Raw genomic sequence first — 14,978 nt, 5'->3', positions numbered from 1 at the left:
GACTCTTTGACGTGTTTCCAGCCCGAGCACAACAAAACCGGGCGGAAGGGAGAACCTATGTCCACGCATTTTTGGCGCGGCCATTGGCAAGGCCGCAACGCGGCTGGCCAGGTCCATCAGCGCGCGCGTGAAGTCGTACGGCCCACGGGCGGCATCCTGCGCGGCTTTGTTCCCAGCAGAAAGAACGGCCGCCTTGTGCACCACGAGGGCCTATTGGAGCGCGATGCCATCACGCTCTTTGAGGCCCATCACCGGGTCGCTCAGTACCGCGAGCAGCCCATGACGCTGCAGTACCCGGACGGCCCTCGTTTGCGACGCTACACCCCGGATTTCGAGGTGGTGCTTGATACCGGAAAAGCTCTCCTTGTCGAGATCAAGCCGGTACGCAGCCTGCAGAACCCCGAGGTACAGCACAAGCTCTCTTGCATCGCGGCGCACCTCGAGCGTACCGGACAGCCCTTTGTGGTGCTCGATAGCGCCGTCATCCGACAAGAGCCACGCCTCACCAATCTGAGGCAGATCCTGCAACAAGCCGACCACCTGATGCCGACCTCAACGGCAGTCACTGTCGCATTTCGCCAGCTCGAACATCGCTTCCCCATGGCGTACCTAGAGGCCCAGCAAGCCGTTGCCGCCATGCGCCTACGCCCGGCCAATCTGCTGCTCATGGGTTACCTCTGGTGCGACCTGAGCACTCCGTTCGGCCCCTCCACCGAACTTCACCTGATTGAGGAGAAAAGCCATGAATGGTTTTGCCTTTCGCAAGCACACGGTTTTTGAATGGCAAGGTGCGCAGCACCGCATCGAGCGTCTTCATCCCAATGGCGACGTCTGGCTGGAGCGCCTGAACTCGGGACAACTCGTTTCATCGACGCGCACTGAGTTGCTGACGGCGTATACCGATGGAAGCCTGTCTGCGATGAGCACCGCGACATCCAACACCTCCGAGCCCATCATTGCTGGCAATGTGTACACACGCCCGTTGAGCGATCTCACGCCCAAGGTGCAGCAGGAGTTGCGGCGCCGCCAAGCCTATGTGCAGGGGATACTGGCCGACGGCTCGCCCCTGTTCACCAAGGCGTACCTCGCGCCGCGATTGCAGGAGATTGCCAGGAAAATAGGCGATCCCCAGCCGCCATCGGCGCCTACCTTCTGGCGCTGGATCAGGAGCTACCAGCGCGACAACGATTTCCGGGCCTTGATCCCCCGCCATGACCGCCGCGGAAGCCGCCATCCGCGCCAGTCCGACCGCCTCCTGGCACTGGCAGAGGAAGCCGTCACCGAAGCCTACAAGCTCTCGCGCCGCGCGACCATGGCGGTGATCCAATCCATCCTGCAGGGCAAGGTCGATCAGGAAAACATCTCCCGCCACAACGGGCCAGGGCTCCTGATCATGCCCTCTATGCGCACGTTGTACCGGCTGCTTCAGCGGGTCGAGGCCTACGAGGCTTTCAGCTTGCGCAATGGCTCAGCGGAAGCCGAGCGCAAATTTCGCGTACTGAAGGGCCCCGTCGTCTCCAAGCGCATTCTGGAACGGGTCGAGTGCGATCACACGGTCCTGGATCTCTTTCTGATCGACGAGCGCACCCAATTGCCATTGGGGCGCCCCACGCTGACGGTTTGCATCGACCACTACAGCAAGATGCCCTTGGGCTACTACGTGAGCTACCAGGCACCATCCATTGCGGCCGTGGTTGGCGCGCTGCGGCATGCCATTCTTCCCAAGCCAGCGGCAACGCAGCATGACGGCACTTCAGCAAAGGCATCACTTGTACCTACCCATGCGTGGACATGCCATGGGCTACCGCAGGTTCTCGTCGTAGATAACGGTCTGGAGTTCCATGCCCACGCGCTCCAGAGCATAGGCATGGACCTGGGGATGGCAGTGCTGTTCTGCCCCAAATACCAGCCCTGGTTTAAAGGATCTGTGGAGCGCTTTTTTGGCAGCATCTCGCGCCGTTTCCTGCATACCTTGCCTGGCACCAGTTTTTCTCGATGGCACCATCGAGGGGACTATGACCCGCTCAAGCATGCGGTGCTCACGCTGGGTGACTTCACGCAGATGTTCGAAAAGTGGCTGCTCGACGACTACGCCCAAACCGTGCATCGCACCACCCAGGAGACCCCATGGGCGCGCTGGCACCAGGGCTTGCAGAACTATGAGCCGACCTTGCCCCGCAGCCGCCACACACTGGCACAGCGCATTGGACAGGTGAGCCAGCGCAAGCTCAGCAGGGAGGGCATCCTCCTTGATGGCATCCGGTACAGCGGCCCGGAATTGCTCCCACTGTTGCGCTCCCATGGTCCTGGCGTCGAAGTGCGTATCGTCTTTGATCCCGATGATTTGGGCGAGATCCATGTCTGGGGGCCGGACCAGGCCGACCCGATCACGGTCAAGGCACTGGATTGGGAATACGCCCATGGCCTCACCCAATTGCAGAACCAGCTCATACGCAAGATGGTGCAAGAACGCGGCGCGGCACAAACCAACGTCCAGGCCAGGCAGGAGGCCCGGCTGACCCTCATCGACATGATGCGCGAGCAAATGGCCAGCCGCAAACTCGGTGACCGCAAGCGGGCTGCCAAGCTCCAGGGAGACAGCAGCCGGCAGGATAAGCCAACGGATACGCCTGGCTCATTGCGGCCGCCACGAGCCCCGGCACCTCGCCCCATGGCGTCTACATCGACCCCGCAGTCCACCCCCATCCCGACGTCGCGCGCTACGGACCCGCGAGGGGACTTCACCCCTCAGCGGTATCCCTTGCTGCGGTCTGTCCAGGACCTGCAAAATAACGGAGGCCGTCCATGACAGAGGTGTTCTACGACACCGTCAAGCAGCTACAAAGTACTTGCTTGATGTTTCCGGCATTCCAAACGGCCTTTGAGCGCATGGATGCCAATTTGCGTCTGTATCGGAAAACCGGCATCGCCCAGAATCTTCTGGTGCTGGGCGAAAGCGGTACCGGCAAGACCACACTGGCCCGGTTGTTCATCGAGCGCTATCCCAGGCAAGCTCTGCTCGAGCGCGACGTGGTTCCGGTGATCTACGCCAGCGTTCCCGCGGCAGCCACCATTGCCGGCACGGTCGAAGCCATACTGACGCAGTTGGGCGACCTGCAGCCCGACCGTGGCACGATTTCCGTCAAGACGGCCCGGGCCGTCAAGCTGGCCAAAGGCTGCGCCGTGGAAATGCTGGTCTTCGACGAGGCCCAGCACATCCAGGACCGCGGCAAATCGCAAAGCCAGTACTTCGTGGGCGACTGGCTCAAAGCATTCATCGATGCGCTGTCCCTGCCGGTGACGTTACTGGGACTACCACGCACCCAACGCTTGCTCCAGGTCAACGAGCAGCTGCGGCGACGGTTTTCTCACTGCCTCTCGCTCTCGATGGAGTCTGGCAACCAGCAGCCCGACGAAGCCGACAGCATTGCCTTGCTCGCCTCGTTGGCAGAGGCGCTGCCGCTTCCTCTGAGTCCCAGTCCTCAAGGCTGGCGGGAGTTGGGACTGCGGCTGCATTTCGCCACGCAAGGGCGTATCGCCTATGTCAAGCAGCTACTGGTTCATGCCTATGGTTGCGCGATCGACAACGGCAGCGACTGCATCACGGCCACCGAACTGGCCCAGGCTTTTACGGCCTCCATCTGGCCCGCCGGCATCGGGCCGTTGAACCCGTTTGACCATGGTTTTCAGTGGCGAAACCTTGATCGCCAAGGCGAACCGTTCCAGATGGGAGATGTCGGCACCCAGCCGGCGAGAAGGGGCAAGCAATGAAAGCCCTGCCCCTTCGACCTGCTCCAATCGCTGGCGAGCCCCTGGACAGCTATATCGAGCGGCTGGCCCATGCCAATGACTGCACCGCCTCCGAACTGACCCGCTTGATCCGCCAGTGCGGAGATGACCACCTGGCAGGACTTGCCGGCCTACTGGGTGGTCAATCGCTGGTGGCTTTTGGATCTCCCGCGATTCCGAAAATCGGCATTCCAGTCCGATCCTTCGGCCTCCCCGCCACCAGCTTTACGCATCGTCGCATGCGCGTCTGCCCAAGCTGCGTTGCCGAATCTCCGTGGATTCGGCCGCTATGGCGCCTGAAGGTAGTGACGGCGTGCCCCGTGCATGGCATCACCCTAGTTCAGCACTGCCGTCGATGCCATGAGCCCGTACGCTTGAACACCGCGCTCACGGGTGCCTGCGGCTGCGGCCTCCACTACCGCGCTTCGGCGCACCAGGTCGGTAGCGCCGAACGGGCACTCATGCGCGCCATTGATGATTCGCTCCATGGAGCGGGCAATTTGGTGTCTGGAGACCTTGCCCTGCGGATGAACACGGCCGAGTGGTCCAAGTTGCTCCGCTATGCAGGCCGGCTGATTCAAGGTCCGACGCTGGAGCACCCTGGACAAATCGCCGCACTGGAAGATCTGGACGTTGCAAGAGGTATCGTGCAAGGCACGTTGGCCTTGCTGCAGGATTGGCCAGACGCGTATTGGCGCTGCCTTCAAAAGTTCGTTGATGCCGCGCCGTGGGATGGCAGCATCCGACGTGTATTCACGCCCTTGTATACGGTGATCTATCAACGGTTGCCCGAGCCTGCTTTTCAGTTCCTGCGCGACGGATTTGAAACCTTTCTGCTCGAACACTGGCGCGGAGAGCTTTGTGGGCGGCACCGAGCTTTCAGGCCCGAAACCTTACAAAACCATCCCCGCAAGGGGCTCGCCAAACTCGCCCGCGAAGCGGGTATGGGCCGTAGCCTGCTCAAACGCCTGGTGCACAACGACTACCTACCGGGAATCCGATTCCGGTCGCTCTCGGGTCAGGGGCGCGAAACGATTACCGTCAATGCCTCCCAAGTTGCTGAGCTGCTGCCTGATCGGGCGGCCTACCGGGATCTCAAGAGCACGGCGCAGTTACTGGGTTTGAAGCGCTCCCGCTTGCGCCAGTTCGTTGCGCTGGGCATCCTGCAGGCCGATTGCCGGCCTGACTGGAGCCGGAGATCACATTGGCACTTCCACAAAGCAGCGCTGCAAGACTTCATCGCGCGCCTTCGCATGCTCAGCACTGGTGAAGCCCTGGGGTCCTGCGTGACTCTCGGGGAGGTGCTGCAGTTCTGGCAGCTGGCGCCGCAGGAGCTGCGCGCCCTATTCGATGCGCTCTGGAGTGGTGAGCTGCCACTGAGAATGACCGAGAACACAGTCATTTCGGCAATGGTGCTTGACGGCAACCGCACCCGCTCGTGGCTTGAAGATCACCGCCGCCGCACGATCCCATGGCTAACGCCGACCCAGGCGTCCAAGCTTCTTGAAGTCAAGGAGCAGGTGGTGTACGAGCTCATCGGCAAGCACCTGCTGGTGGCTGATCTTGTCTCCGGGGGACGCTCGATGCTCAAGCGCATCCAGCATGACAGCCTAAAAGCCTTTCAACGCGACTATGTTTCACTCAGCACGCTCGCCAAGGCCGCAGGAACCACAGCGACAGCCCTGCTCACCATGCTACCTGCCAAGCCTGTGACGGGGCCACGTATTGATGGCGGCCGGCAGTATTTTTTCCGGAGGCAAGACCTTGCAGGGTTGAATCTCCCGGCGGCGGTAGAGGACTGAATGGGACAGAATTGAATAGTGCCGTTCGGTGGCTCTCAGCGCATCTCTTCGAGGTAGGGGCTTTGCCGGCCTGTGGACAATAGGACGATTGGACCAGGAGGTTTGTGATGGTGAACCCAACTACCGCCGCTTTCCGCAAGATGATGCTCAACGGCCGCTTGAATACGCTGATGAACCAGGGCGTTCAGGAAGGCATCGCAGCGACCGCATCGGCTCGGGAGGACAGGCAAACCACGGCCGACGCATCTGCTGAAGCCAGGCACAAGGACATCGAGCAACGCCGCCGCTTCGTGCAGCCTGAATTCTTCACGCCTGTGGATAAGCCATCAAGGAAACAGCCGACACAAGCCGAGCTGGATGCGGAGTTTGCGATTCCTGCCCATGTGCTGAAAAAGCAGGATGCATCCGACCTATGAGCGTGGCGCTAATTTTTCAGCAGGTTGTCGCGACATAGAAATGCCTTTCATAGGCTCGTCACATGCGGCTGAACTTGCACTTCCATACCATTTCAGCTTCTTTGGCAGCCACCACAGATTTTTTCAAGTTCTACGCCATGCTTCTAGATGATCGCCGCCATCTAACCATGAAAAACTGCTCGCGGAGCCTGGCGCTTCAGTTTCAGTTTGTCTGACACTCGACAGATACCCAGACGCTGGGCGTGGAGGGCGACGGCAGGCCTACCGGCCTGCATGCCGAGCACCGCAAACTGGCGGGACTGACTACGGTGCCCAAGGTGCCATCGATGGTAGCCACGGCAGTCGGCGTATACCTGCGCGCGGCAGCATGGGCAAATCCGCCGAGCAGAGATCATGGGCTTGTGCCACCTGAGTGAAGGGCAGGCCAAGGACTTGCTGAAACGGATGCAGGGATCGGAGTTGCTGCGGCTGGAAGGTGCAGGGCGTGGAGCGTTCTATCGGATGGGAGAGCGCGGGCAAAAACGGATGAAAACGGATGAAGAGCATCCGATTGTGGCGACGCGAGAGCGCTAGCGGGCATGTGATCCTTCCTCGCTTGCTCGCACACGATGGGTCAAAACGCCCGCAGCTTAGGCAGCCATTTGCTCTATGGCAATACTGGCGGGCTGCCTGAACAGCAACAACTGATTCACGGGTGACTGCATCAGCTCCAGCAGCTTGGGCTTGTTTTCCATGAACGCCCTCTCCCCGCTGGAGCCCAATGCGCCAGCAACCGCTTCTCGGTGCAGCTGATTCATCAGCGCCCGGTAGCTGCCAAGCACCTGCTCATACTTTGTGGCGCCCGTCTGCAAGATCTGCTGTGCCAGACGAGGTTTGCCCACACGTGCGGCCAGCAGATGTTCCGTATGCAGTGCGGCCGGCAGCACATCCACCAGCAGGTGAATGAAGTCCAGCATCAGCTTGAAGTTCTTGCTCTCATTGCGCTCCTTGCTGCTTGAGCGCACATAAGCTGCAATATTGTCCACAAGCGAGATGATGTGATTGCGCTTGGCGCCCATCTGTGGCAGCAGCTGGGCAGCCACATCGCGAATTTCAGGCACCAGTGCGCGGTCCTGCAAAAGCGATCGCGCATATTCCACGCCGCCCATGTAGTCGCCAATCTTGTCCATGTAGAACACCAGATTCTGCTCGTGCTGCGAGGCGCCTATTTCATCGACCGTGCTCTGGATCGCATCCAGCTTGCGGCCCAGATACTGCGTCTGCACCACAATCGCGCCCACCACAGCCACCGTGCTGAGCACCTGCACCGCCATCAGCACATTCTGCATATGCTGTATGGCCTGCGCTGAAGAGGCCACGGACTTCAGCTGCTCCAGAATCTCCTTGCTCGCATCCATCGTGCGCTCGGTAAATTTCAGGTGCTGGATGATGCCCGTCTTGCCACTGCCCTGCGCCCAATACGCCACTCCGTCGTAAATCACGGCCTGGCTTTTTTGCAGGGCTTCCACCAAAGTCGCACCAATGGATTCTTCGTCCAGGACCCAGATCTTGGTCACCAAATCTGCAATGTTGTTGATCAAAATACGTCCCTCTGAAGATACTTCTTGCGCATATAGGCGATCTGAATCACTGCAGGCATGGTCACGCGATAGGCGGTACCGGAAAGCATGGGCACCGTCAGCGCCACACCCAGGACCACGGCAAATGGCCCGGCAAAGGCCGCTGTACCCAAACGCGTACCAATGAACTGCGCAGCCATGGGGCCAGCAAAACGTGCAGCCAACCCAGCCCCCAGCGAAGCCAGCATGGCCCCCGCGACATATTCATAGAGCAGCATGGCAGCGGCACCACCCGTAGCCAATGCCAGTCGCACGGGCGACAGGCCACTGGCCTGCTTAAAGCGTTCCAGCAGATTGATCTTTTGCAAGAACTCTGCGCGCTGCGCCTCATTCATCTTTTCCCAGGCTTTGTCAGCCAGAAACTCGATGAGCTTTTCTTCCTTTCGGACAGCCTCGGTATCCTCAGCGCTCAGTTTCACCCCTACGCGCTCGCACACATCGGACAGAATTTCCTCGTACAACACTCCGTTGCCACGGAAAAAATTCACCACCGAATCACCGCCGTACAGTTGCAACTCGCCCGCCACCGCCTGCCAGCTCCTGAGCCATTTTTCGGGCATATCCAAGTGCGCGGTAAAGCCGGGGTCCGTCAGGATGCTGCTGGTACGGCGCATCTCGCCATCCGTGTCATAAATCAGGATCTGCGCCAGATTCGACACATCATCGTTGTCGCACAATGCCAGAAATTTCAGGCCTGGATCTTCACGGTACTTGATTGCCATAACGGCTTGCCTCTTTCTCAGGAATATGGAATGCCCGCTCCGCCAGCGCAGCGCATTTTCGCAGTGCTGGCGGAGCAAATGTTGGTCATCAAAAATCAGACCACCTGCGCCTTGCGGCCACGCACCTTTTTGGCAGGTGCCTCGGCTGCACGCGCCTCGCGCAGGCGGCGCAGCAGCTCGGTGGCTGGTTCGTCATTTGGGTCTTGTGGCACCAGCTCACCGCGAAAGGCCTTGGCCAGCAGCGCAGGTGTCAGGCGATCGGCAGTGGTGCGGGCAGTTTGTAGACGGGCTTCCAGCCGGTCGGCATAGGCGAACAGGATTTCTACGCGGCGGACGATTTCGGTTTGCTCGGCCACAATCGGCAAAATTACTGGTAGTGCTCGCAAGTCTTCGATATTAATACCCGCATACGCAACACCCTTAGTTACGCCAGTCAACCATCTCTGGCATTCATCGCTAGCAATCCATAAAGCAATGAAGGCGGGAACTGCAATATCTTTATCAACCGGAACGACAGCCACTTCGCGAGAAACATTCCAACCAACCATACTCGGCTGTGCTACAGCCACCCCACCCAACGTGCCTCGGACATTGACAAGGACTTCACCACCTTGAAGTACCGTTCGCGCGTACTCAGCCGAAAGACCGGGATCAATAAGCTTCGTGCCATCGAGATCAAACCGAAGCCATCGGACATTGCTTGTGCGTAAACACGGAACGCCATCCTGCGTCTCATTGCCGAGTTTGACTACTCCATAAGTGATGACCCGAGATTTCTCACAAACTGCTTTAAGTGAAGTTTGAATGTAATTACATTTATAATGAGCTCGCCAACCCTCTGTCAACCGCCCCGAAGTGGCGGCAGCCAAGACGGACTGACGAAAGCGTTTGATCAAGGGGGTGATGCGGGCGAGACGGTCGTTCAGGGCATCGACGCGGGTCAGGATGGTGTCGAGTTTGTCGGCGATGCGACACTGTTCCTGGAACGGCGCCAGTATAAATGGAGCCTTTCGGCCGGCGTCTGAGCCTAGCCTTGGCATGTTCACACCGTGGCTGACTTCAGTGACGTAATTCAGAAATTTTGGATGCTTCAACCAATGGAATAGATATTTTGCATGCACTGCAAAATTCGACCTCAAAGGAACAATCTCTGTGGTACAGACACCCTCAGAATCTGCAAAAATCACCTTATTTAGATAGGGTCGCAATTTTCCATAAAGCACATCACCTGCTGCAAATTTGTTTTTAGTACTTTTTGAATTCCTCTGAGCATAGTTGAAGCGTTGTAGAACTCGGCTAGAGTTTTTTTCGATATCCTCAAGTTCTAAAACCCATGTTTCAGCAGATATTTCTTGTGGTTCAATTTTTTGGGTTAATCCATAATCAAGCACCTCGCCTAGCTCTAAATTGAGCCAGCCAGATGGAATAGCAATAGTCATGCGCCCTCCCCCAGTTCCGCCAAAATCCCTTCCAGCTCCTCCAGCGTCGCATTCAGTTCATCTGTAATATCCCGCGCCAGCACCGCAGGTTCGGGCAAGTCAGCGGCATCTTCCACGCTATCGTCCTTGAGCCAGGCGATATCCAGACTGTCCTGCTTTTCGGTGCGGATCCATTCGCGGCTAAAGCTGCGCCAGCGGCTTTGCTCGCCCCCATCGGGGCGGACACTGTTGCCGTTCGCATCTTCACCATAAGCTGTGATGAAGTCGTCAAAGTGTGCCTCCGTCAGCGGAGTCCGTTTGCCAAACTTGGGTGCGTTGGCCCGCATGTCATACACCCACACGTTCTTGGTGCTGCCGGTGGCGGCTTCACCCACCTTCTCAAAGAACAGCACATTGGTCTTCACACCCTGCGCGTAGAAGATGCCTGTGGGCAGACGCAGGATGGTGTGCAGGCGGCATTTGTCCATCAAGACCCGACGGATGTCGGCGCCCACGCCGACTTCAAACAACACGTTGTCGGGCAGCACCACGGCGGCGCGGCCACCGTCCTTGAGGTGCTTGACGATGTGCTGCACAAAGGCCAGCTGCTTGTTGCTGGTGACGTAGGTCAGGTCGTCCCGCGTGGGGCCGCCTCCGCCCTTGGCCGTGCCAAAGGGCGGGTTGCTGAAGATGATGTCGCTCTTGGGCAGGCGCTGGCCCGCCGTGCCCAGGGTGTTGCCCAGATGGATGGCGCCTTCGTTATCGCCCTCGATGCCATGCAGCAGGCAGTTCATCAGCGCCAGCCGCCGGGTGTTGGGCACCAGTTCCATGCCGGCGTAGGCCTTGCGGATCTGGTAGGCGCGCTGGGCCTCGGTCAGATCCAGCAGATCATCGGTCTGCGCGCGGATGGCACGGTCTGCGGCAATCAGAAAGCCTGCGGTGCCAGCGGCCGGGTCTTGAATGGTCTCGCCGACCTGTGGGCGCATGACGGCAATCATGGCGTCGATCAGCGGGCGCGGGGTGAAGTACTGGCCTGCGCCGCTTTTGGTCTCGGAGGCGTTCTTTTCCAGCAGGCCTTCGTACAGGTCGCCGAGGCCATCCTTGTCGGTGTCAAACCAGTCGATGCGGTCAAGGTCGCTGATGAGCTGCTCCAGATGGCGCGGCTCGCTCAGACTGGTCTGGGCATTGGCGTAGATGGCTGCAATGCGGGGGCTGGTGGACTCTGACAGTTGCTGCAGCGTGCGGCGGTAGGTGTTGAGCAGGTTGATGCCGGAGAGGCCCCGCAGCTGGTTCCAGCGCGCGTACTCGGGCAGCAGCGGCTGTTTTATGACGCCGGACTTGAGATTCTCGTGCTCCATCTTGATGAAGAGCAGCAGCACGAGTTCGGTGACGTAGTCGCTGTAGTTGATGCCGTCGTCGCGCAGGACGTCGCAGAGGTTCCAGAGTTTCTGGACGATGTCGGAGGTGGTCATTGGAGATGAGAGTTGTCTGTCTTTTGATCGCTGTTAGCGCCTGATAGGGATTGGTTTCGGCACAGTGCATGCCTGAAACCGGCGTCTATCGTGCGCAGGCGACTGTTTTTTGGATGCCACCAGCTTGTAGTGATGGCAGCGCTGGGTGCAGAGCATAGTGGCAAGCACTGGTGCGTCAGGCCACCTTTTGCCAGAGGGCTTCGGCCAGGTGGATGACAACGGTATCGAGCTGTCCGCCCAGTACCTTGTCTACCTGCTTGGTACCGCCTTGCTGGCGGAAAGCCTCGTTCAGAAAACTGCTGTCCACCACGGTCTCATGCTTGAGCTGCCTGGCAATGCGGTCCAGCCAGCTGCGCTGCGCCGTCGTCCAGCTGTGCAGGCTGTAGATACGCTGCATGGCACGGTTGACGCGGTCCTCAAAAGGCAGCAGTGCTTCACCCAGCGCCGCCTTGCGAATGTGGGCCACGATGCCTGCAGCGATGTCCTGGTTGCTCTGGTTGCGCCAGGCCGCCTTGAGGGCGGCCTCCGAGAAGCCCGCGCCGTCCAGCAGCAGGCGCACTTCGCGCAGCTGCTCGCGTGTGAGATCTTTGGGACGGTTGACGATGACGGACAGTGCCACCGATTGGTTGAGCTGCTCCTTGATGAAGCTGGCAAAACCATCCAGATAGTCTTCAGGCCTGGCGTAGTAACCCCAGCTCTGCTCGCGGGCTACGAGTTCATCATGGTGATCGGACAAGACAGGGCGGTAGGCCGTTCCCATGAGTTCCTGCACCTCGCCCAGTTGCTGCAGCAACCGGGTGTTGTCCCTCAGGAAATTGGCGGCGGCCTGTGTTCCTTGCGTCTTGGCGACTTCATGCAGGTGCTTGTGCAGTTGGGCCGGCGGCACCCCCCAGCTTTGTTCGAGCTGCTGCAGGCGCTCCTTGAGCACGGGCTTTTTCTCGGCCTTGTGCTCGGCCTTGCGCAGCACGCGCATGAGCTTCTGGTTCAACTGGTCGAGCACGTCGTCGGCGTGCTTGCGCTCCGGCGTGCTGCCCGGTGCTTCGTAGGCAGCCGGGCTGTTCAGCTCATCCACCAGCTGCTCGATGGTGACGTTGGGATTTTTGACCAGCGGCTGCATGGTGTTGACCTTTTGCAGCGCGGCGTACAGGTCTACCGGGTCATAGATGCGAAAGACGGTTTTGCCAATATCGTCGCAACGGCGTGTGGCGCGGCCGATCATCTGCTCGTACAAGATGCGTGAACGCACGCGGCGCATGAAGACCAGATTGCAGATGGGTGGCACATCGATGCCGGTGGTGAGCAAATCCACCGTGACTGCCACCTTGGGATAGGCCTCGTTCTTGTAGTTGCGGATCATTTGGCTGACCTTGTCGGTCTTCCCCGTGATCTTGGTGACGGTGGCCTGGTTATAGACATCTCCGTGCAGTTCCTTGAACGCTTCTCCGAGCATGCGCACCACAGTGTCTGCATGGGTGTCGGTCGCGCAGAAGATCATGGTCTTCTCGTCACTGAACGGGTCCAGTTCCTGTGCCAGCTGGTTGCAGATGACACGGTTGAAGTTGTCGTTGAGCACGCCCTTGTTGAAGCTGGCCACGTCAAAGTGCAGCTCATCTTCGAGCTCGGCCTTGTCTATCTCTCCGGTTTGCAGGTGAATGCTTTCCACCGCATCCCCTTTGTCAAAGTGGATGCCGTTCTTGGAGAGCAGCGTGGTGTAGCGAATCGGTGGCTCGTGATCGATCAGCCAGTCGTCCGCCACGGCTTCGCGATAGCTGTAGGTGTAGATGGGATGGCCAAAGATATCGCTGGTGTGCTTGGCAGGCGTGGCCGTGAGTCCTACTTTGACGGCATCAAAGTAGTCCAGCACACGGCGGTAGGTGGACAGGTACTGGGACTGATCACGCAGCTCTATTTCGCCTTCGGTCATCTCCTGATCCAGCGTGTAGCCACGGTGGGCTTCATCGATGATGACGCAGTCAAACAGGTCTACGGGTGGCGGGCTGTCGCTGCCAAAGACGCGCTTGACCATGGCTTGCACCGTGGCGACCTGTACACGGTCTTCAGCCTCGGCCGCCATATCACCGAGTTCGGCAATGTTGTAGAGCTTGGACAGCGGCATGTTCTGCTCAAGCAGCATGTCGCCAAAGGCTTCCAGTGCCTGATCGCCCAATGCCGTGCGATCAACCAGAAACAGAATGCGCTTGAAGCGCTCGGCTTTGAGCAGGCGATAGATCAGCCCGATGATGGTGCGCGTTTTGCCCGTTCCCGTGGCCATGGCCAGCAAACAGTTGCGCTGACCATTGGCAAGACTCTGCTCAACGGCCTGGATCGCGTCGAGCTGATAGTCACGCAGGCCCAGATAGATTGCAGCCTCGGCCTCCAGCTTTTCCTGTGCCTTGGCAATATCTCGTCGAAGCAGATCCAGCAAGCCCTCTGGCGAATAGAAGCCCTGCAGCGGCTTGGCCAGATTGGCCGTGTGACGCAGGTCGCGAAACCACGTTCCACTGGACTGCTCATGCTGCTTGACGTAGGGACGACCATTGCAAGAGTAGGCAAACGGAATCTGGAACAGACCCCCTTGCCCATCTTTCCACGGCTGCGAAGGCGGCTGCTCTTTCCAAGCCATCTCACAGTCACCCGCCAGGGCAAAGCTGCGTGCATAGCGCTCCGCCTGACCAATCTTGCCAGCTACGTTTTGGTTGATTCGCTTGGCTTCGACCACCCCCACGGGAATCAGGCCGGCAAACAGCACGTAGTCTGCGCTTTGCATGCCTTGCATGGGCCATTCGGCAATGGCCAGGTTCTGCCCGCGCACAGGACGGGCGCCTTTGGCATGGGTCAGCTTGACGGTATCGGCCTTCCAGCCTGCATCGCGAAGCATCTGGTCAATGATGAGTCGGGTAGCCGCCTCGTCCATCGTCACCAGACTGGCTGCCTTGCGAGAACGCTCACTCCAGGCTCGCACAGACTCTGCGCTGGGGGCTTGCGCTGTTGCTGCTGCCGCCTGCGCTTTGGCCAGCTCTGCCTTGAGTTGCTCGATGGTGGCGCTGGCTTCGCTGGCCAGCTGCTCATAAATGTCGCGCTCCTGCAGAGCCTGAGCCGCCAGGGACTTTTCCTGATCGGCCTGCTGATGCAAAAGCTTGGCCAGCGCTTCACGGTCTGAAACCAGCGCTTGCTCGCTGCTCAGTCGCACATGAAGCGCTTCAATTTGCTTTTGCAGTGCATAGAGCTTCTGGCTTGGGTCATCCGGCAATTGGAATGGCCCTGGCTTGAATTGAGGGTTGGCTCCAAAGGTTCGATGAAACCAGAGCGCGACTTCTCGGGCGACCTTGAGGCTTTCCAGGGCCTCGCGATAACCGATGATGGCGCCCGCTTCATGCACAGCATCATTGCCGCGCGTGCGCAGCAGATGAAACATTTGACGCAGTTGCGGATCGAGGCTCAGGCGGCTGTCAATTGCACGTAGAAGCTCGGCCTGTGTAGGCTGCAGCAATTGAAGCCCGATACGGTGACCCACATCCTTGGCAATGGATTCCGCCAGCAAGCGCAGCTTTGCAACGCAACTGGGGGGGTCATGAGGAAAGATCTTCTCGGCAGCCAGGCCCAGAGCAGCCAGCGACTGGGAATGTGCGCTCAGAAAGTCAAAATTGCTCACTCTCCATTGCCTCTATTTCTTTACGTATAGATACATTATGGACTGCAGCCAGTTCCGTTCTGAATCGCCCCGGGCTTTGCGGAGGATG

10 protein-coding genes are annotated in these 14,978 nt (G+C 59.1%); 5 read left to right on the top strand and 5 right to left on the bottom strand.

Annotated elements, in window-relative coordinates; translation table 11 throughout:
• The first annotated feature begins 57 nt into the window (after nt 1-57).
• From IAE24_RS03255 to IAE24_RS03235, 5 genes are all read left to right on the top strand, one after another.
• Nucleotides 58-780, top strand: coding sequence for a TnsA endonuclease N-terminal domain-containing protein (locus IAE24_RS03255; RefSeq protein ID WP_199958616.1), 723 nt, complete (start codon nt 58-60; stop codon nt 778-780).
• Nucleotides 743-2,809 (top strand): Mu transposase C-terminal domain-containing protein, encoded by a 2,067-nt coding sequence (locus tag IAE24_RS03250; RefSeq protein WP_199958618.1) that lies wholly within the window; start codon nt 743-745, stop codon nt 2,807-2,809. Before IAE24_RS03255 ends, IAE24_RS03250 begins: the two co-directional genes overlap by 38 nt.
• On the top strand, nt 2,806-3,771 hold the full coding sequence (locus IAE24_RS03245; protein ID WP_199958620.1) for a TniB family NTP-binding protein: 966 nt from the start codon (nt 2,806-2,808) through the stop codon (nt 3,769-3,771). Before IAE24_RS03250 ends, IAE24_RS03245 begins: the two co-directional genes overlap by 4 nt.
• Nucleotides 3,768-5,591, top strand: coding sequence for a TniQ family protein (locus IAE24_RS03240; RefSeq protein ID WP_199958623.1), 1,824 nt, complete (start codon nt 3,768-3,770; stop codon nt 5,589-5,591). The genes IAE24_RS03245 and IAE24_RS03240 overlap by 4 nt, the downstream gene beginning before the upstream one ends.
• Before the next feature lie 107 nt (nt 5,592-5,698).
• Entirely contained in the window at nt 5,699-6,007 is a 309-nt protein-coding gene (locus tag IAE24_RS03235) for a hypothetical protein (RefSeq protein WP_199958625.1), read from the top strand.
• 629 nt (nt 6,008-6,636) lie between these two features.
• On the opposite strand, the gene IAE24_RS03230 is transcribed toward IAE24_RS03235, so the two are convergent.
• The 5 genes from IAE24_RS03230 to hsdR all read right to left on the bottom strand — a co-directional run bounded on the left by IAE24_RS03230 (nt 6,637) and on the right by hsdR (nt 14,890).
• Nucleotides 6,637-7,587 carry a hypothetical protein gene (locus tag IAE24_RS03230; RefSeq protein ID WP_199958627.1) on the bottom strand — a complete coding sequence of 317 codons (951 nt, stop codon included), beginning with the start codon at nt 7,585-7,587 and terminating at the stop codon, nt 6,637-6,639.
• The gene (locus IAE24_RS03225) at nt 7,584-8,348 is read right to left on the bottom strand and encodes a DUF3944 domain-containing protein (RefSeq protein WP_199958629.1); all 765 of its coding nucleotides are present in this window, start codon (nt 8,346-8,348) and stop codon (nt 7,584-7,586) included. The genes IAE24_RS03230 and IAE24_RS03225 overlap by 4 nt, the downstream gene beginning before the upstream one ends.
• A 95-nt stretch (nt 8,349-8,443) precedes the next feature.
• Nucleotides 8,444-9,787, bottom strand: coding sequence for a restriction endonuclease subunit S (locus IAE24_RS03220; protein ID WP_199958631.1), 1,344 nt, complete (start codon nt 9,785-9,787; stop codon nt 8,444-8,446).
• A complete protein-coding gene (locus IAE24_RS03215; RefSeq protein ID WP_199958635.1) occupies nt 9,784-11,238 on the bottom strand; it encodes a class I SAM-dependent DNA methyltransferase in 1,455 nt (484 codons plus the stop codon). The genes IAE24_RS03220 and IAE24_RS03215 overlap by 4 nt, the downstream gene beginning before the upstream one ends.
• A gap of 175 nt (nt 11,239-11,413) precedes the next feature.
• Entirely contained in the window at nt 11,414-14,890 is a 3,477-nt protein-coding gene (hsdR, locus tag IAE24_RS03210) for a type I restriction-modification system endonuclease (protein WP_199958637.1), read from the bottom strand.
• Nucleotides 14,891-14,978 lie beyond the last annotated feature (88 nt).

The sequence above is a fragment of the Delftia sp. S65 genome, from assembly GCF_016516495.1.
Classification (GTDB): Bacteria; Pseudomonadota; Gammaproteobacteria; order Burkholderiales; family Burkholderiaceae_C; genus Comamonas; species Comamonas acidovorans.
The sequence above is the reverse complement of the archived record's forward strand: the minus strand, read 5'-3'. Positions and strand labels throughout refer to the sequence as shown.